Source organism: Acinetobacter sp., assembly GCF_049284435.1.
Classification (GTDB): domain Bacteria; phylum Pseudomonadota; class Gammaproteobacteria; order Pseudomonadales; family Moraxellaceae; genus Acinetobacter.
The window spans coordinates 1-2,946 of sequence record NZ_JBAPXX010000132.1; the positions used below are offsets into that span (position 1 = coordinate 1).

Annotated in this window: 4 protein-coding genes and 1 pseudogene; 2 read left to right on the forward strand and 3 right to left on the reverse strand. The window is 41.6% G+C overall.

Features of this window, described 5'->3' with window-relative positions; all coding sequences use genetic code 11:
• Positions 1-218 (reverse strand): annotated as a pseudogene (locus WAK81_RS11395) (aminotransferase); the annotation flags it as partial.
• A 228-nt stretch (positions 219-446) separates the two neighbouring features.
• Here WAK81_RS11395 and msrB point away from each other — a divergent pair.
• Both msrB and WAK81_RS11405 read left to right on the forward strand, forming a co-directional pair.
• Complete coding sequence (gene msrB / locus WAK81_RS11400) at positions 447-866, forward strand: peptide-methionine (R)-S-oxide reductase MsrB (protein WP_004645533.1); 420 nt, start codon at positions 447-449, stop codon at positions 864-866.
• On the forward strand, positions 863-1,339 hold the full coding sequence (locus WAK81_RS11405; RefSeq protein ID WP_004278946.1) for a glutathione peroxidase: 477 nt from the start codon (positions 863-865) through the stop codon (positions 1,337-1,339). The genes msrB and WAK81_RS11405 overlap by 4 nt, the downstream gene beginning before the upstream one ends.
• 102 nt (positions 1,340-1,441) lie before the next feature.
• On the opposite strand, the gene dapC is transcribed toward WAK81_RS11405, so the two are convergent.
• Together dapC and WAK81_RS11415 are read right to left on the reverse strand one after the other, a co-directional pair.
• Positions 1,442-2,611, reverse strand: coding sequence for a succinyldiaminopimelate transaminase (gene dapC, locus WAK81_RS11410; RefSeq protein WP_422196906.1), 1,170 nt, complete (start codon positions 2,609-2,611; stop codon positions 1,442-1,444).
• Between the two features lie 17 nt (positions 2,612-2,628).
• The coding region (locus tag WAK81_RS11415) for an ACT domain-containing protein (RefSeq protein WP_422196907.1) at positions 2,629-2,946 on the reverse strand (318 nt) is incomplete at its 5' end.

Genomic DNA, 2,946 nt, shown 5'->3' on the forward strand with positions numbered 1-2,946 from the left:
GATTGGAAAGTGTTCGGCATTTTGATGTTCTCGGAAGGAGTGGAGGTCACTTTTGCATAACGATATAAATAACTTTTAAATGTCTCAGTTGTGACTAGATCGAGATCATGTTCATCTCGAAGTAGTGCAACAATTTTTTCATGCGTAAATCCAAGCTGCTGATATTGTTTGATCACAGGCAGCAGATTTTTAAAAATTACGCTCTTTTTTTGCGACATTTTTTAATCCTGAGCAAATTCAGAGCTAAGAATACCATTAAATTTGCTCACTAAAAAACATTTAATGTAAAAATTGCTTACTTTTATTTTTATATTTGCTTTCTTTTTGCTTTTTTAGGCATTATATGTCTTTTGTAAAATGTTGAATAAAGACTAGAATTTTTAAAATGAATCACGTAAATATAGGATTATCCTATTTTAAATAGCAAGATAAAAAGGTATGTGATCATGGGAAAACTCAATAAATCAGACCGGGAATGGCAAAGAGAGTTATCACCTGAGGAGTTTCGCATTACACGCGAGAAAGGAACCGAGCCGGCATTTACTGGAAAATACTGGAATACCAAGCAAGATGGCACCTATGTATGCCGTTGCTGCGGCACGCCATTGTTCTCGTCTGAGACCAAGTATGACAGCGGCTGTGGCTGGCCAAGTTTCTACCGTCCCGTCAGCAGTTCGGTAGTAGAAGAATTACCTGATACTTCACACGGAATGGTCAGAACTGAGATTGTTTGTCATCATTGTGACGCACATTTAGGGCATGTTTTCCCGGATGGTCCAGAACCGACGGGTTTGCGTTATTGTGTCAACTCGGCTTCTTTGGACTTAGAAACACAAGAAAAAAATGATGAGGAAACCTATCCATGACTAACATTTATCAGTTCGAAGCTGAATTGTTAGATGGCAAAAGCAAGCCTCTTGCAGATTATGAAGGCAAGGTACTTTTGATCGTCAATACAGCGAGTAAGTGTGGTTTTACCCCACAGTTTTCAGGATTAGAAAAACTTTACGAAAAATATAAAGATCAAGGTCTGGAAATTTTAGGCTTTCCATGCAACCAGTTTGGTGGTCAAGATCCAGGTTCTAATGAACAGATTGGTGAATTTTGTCAGAAAAATTACGGTGTATCTTTCCCGATGTTTTCCAAGGTGGATGTCAAAGGCCCTGAGGCACATGCTATTTTTCGCTATTTGACTAACAATTCCAAAGGTATTTTAGGCAATGGGATCAAATGGAATTTTACCAAGTTCCTGATCGGACGTGATGGCAAGGTATTGAACCGTTTTGCTCCGACCACCAAGCCTGAAGATCTTGAAGATGAAATTGCCAAAGTATTGTAATCATTAGCGTCATCTTCTCAGTATGAGATAAAAATAGAGCTCATCTGATTTCAATTAAAAAACCCACTTCAGATCAGTGGGTTTTTTAATTACAACTTAAACTTAAAGAATCGCTTTCAGGCGTCGAATAACCTCTTCACATTGCGCCAGATCGGCTACGAGTGCCAGACGTACATGATTTTCACCCGGATTACCTTGTTCGGTATCGCGAGATAAATAGCGGCCCGGAAGAACTTTAATATGTGCTTCTTCCATCAGGCGCTTGGCAAAGGCTTCATCGTTGTCGACTTTTAACCAGTAGTAGAAGCCGGCATCTGGCTTTTTCAAGGGCAATAAATGTCCGAGTTCCTGTTGAAATAAATCAAACTTGGCACGGTATTGCACCCGGTTTTCTTCCACATGCGCTTCATCATCCCAGGCAGCAATCGACGCCAGTTGATGTTGTACCGGCATCGCTGCACCGTGGTAAGTACGATATTGCAAATAAGGTTTTAACAGGCTGGCATCACCCGCAACAAAACCTGAACGCATGCCCGGAAGGTTAGAGCGTTTAGACAGTGAATGGAACACTACACAGTTTTTATAGTCATTCCGGCCAATTTCAGCACAGACTTCCAGTAAGCCTATAGGCGCCTGATCAAACCACAGTTCCGAATAGCATTCATCCGAAGCAATCACAAAGTTGTATTGATCCGACAAGGCAATCAGTTTTTTAAACTGTTCTTTTGATAATACTGCTCCAGTTGGATTGCCCGGGGTACAGACAAATAGCAATGCCGTTTTTTCCCAGACTTCTGCCGGAACCGCATCAAAATCACCAAGGTAATTGTTTTCCTCAGTACAGTTGATGAAATAAGGTTTGGCACCTGCGAGCAGTGTTGCACCTTCATAAATCTGGTAAAACGGATTCGGCATCATCACATAAGGTGCATCTTCACGATTCACCAAAGCCTGTACAAACGAGAAAATCGCTTCACGCGTACCAGAAACAGGCAGGATATTGCTGTCTGCACTGATGCTATTCAGCTTAAAACGGCGCGTCAGCCATTGGGCAATACTTTCACGTAGCTCAGGCAAGCCCTTACTGTTTGGATACGTCGACAAATGTTTGAAGTTATCGATAATCGCCTGTTTCACAAACTCCGGTGCAGGATGCTTCGGTTCACCAATCGACAGGGGAATTAAGGGCATATTTGCAGGCTGGATATCCGCAAAAAGCTGATTTAACTTTTCAAACGGATAAGGGTGCAGTAGAGACAAGCTAGAGTTCATGAATAAGTAACCGCGTTTTAATGTGAGTGTTGACTACAAACCTGATGAGAAGCTTCATCCAGCGCAGTTTTAAGTGCAGCTGCAAATTCGGCAGATTCTTCAGGTGTCATAGGGTTGCCATCTTTTTTGGTGACAAAGAAAATATCTTCGGCACGTTCGCCAAGTGTGGCAATTTTGGCAGAGTGGATATCCAGCCCTTGCATCATAAATAAACCGCCGATTTTGGCAAGCAAACCGGGATGATCGAGAGTGGCAATTTCAACCATATTTTGATTCAAGGCAGGATTGACACTGATATCGACTGTATTTTCAATATCGAAATGACGTAATTGACG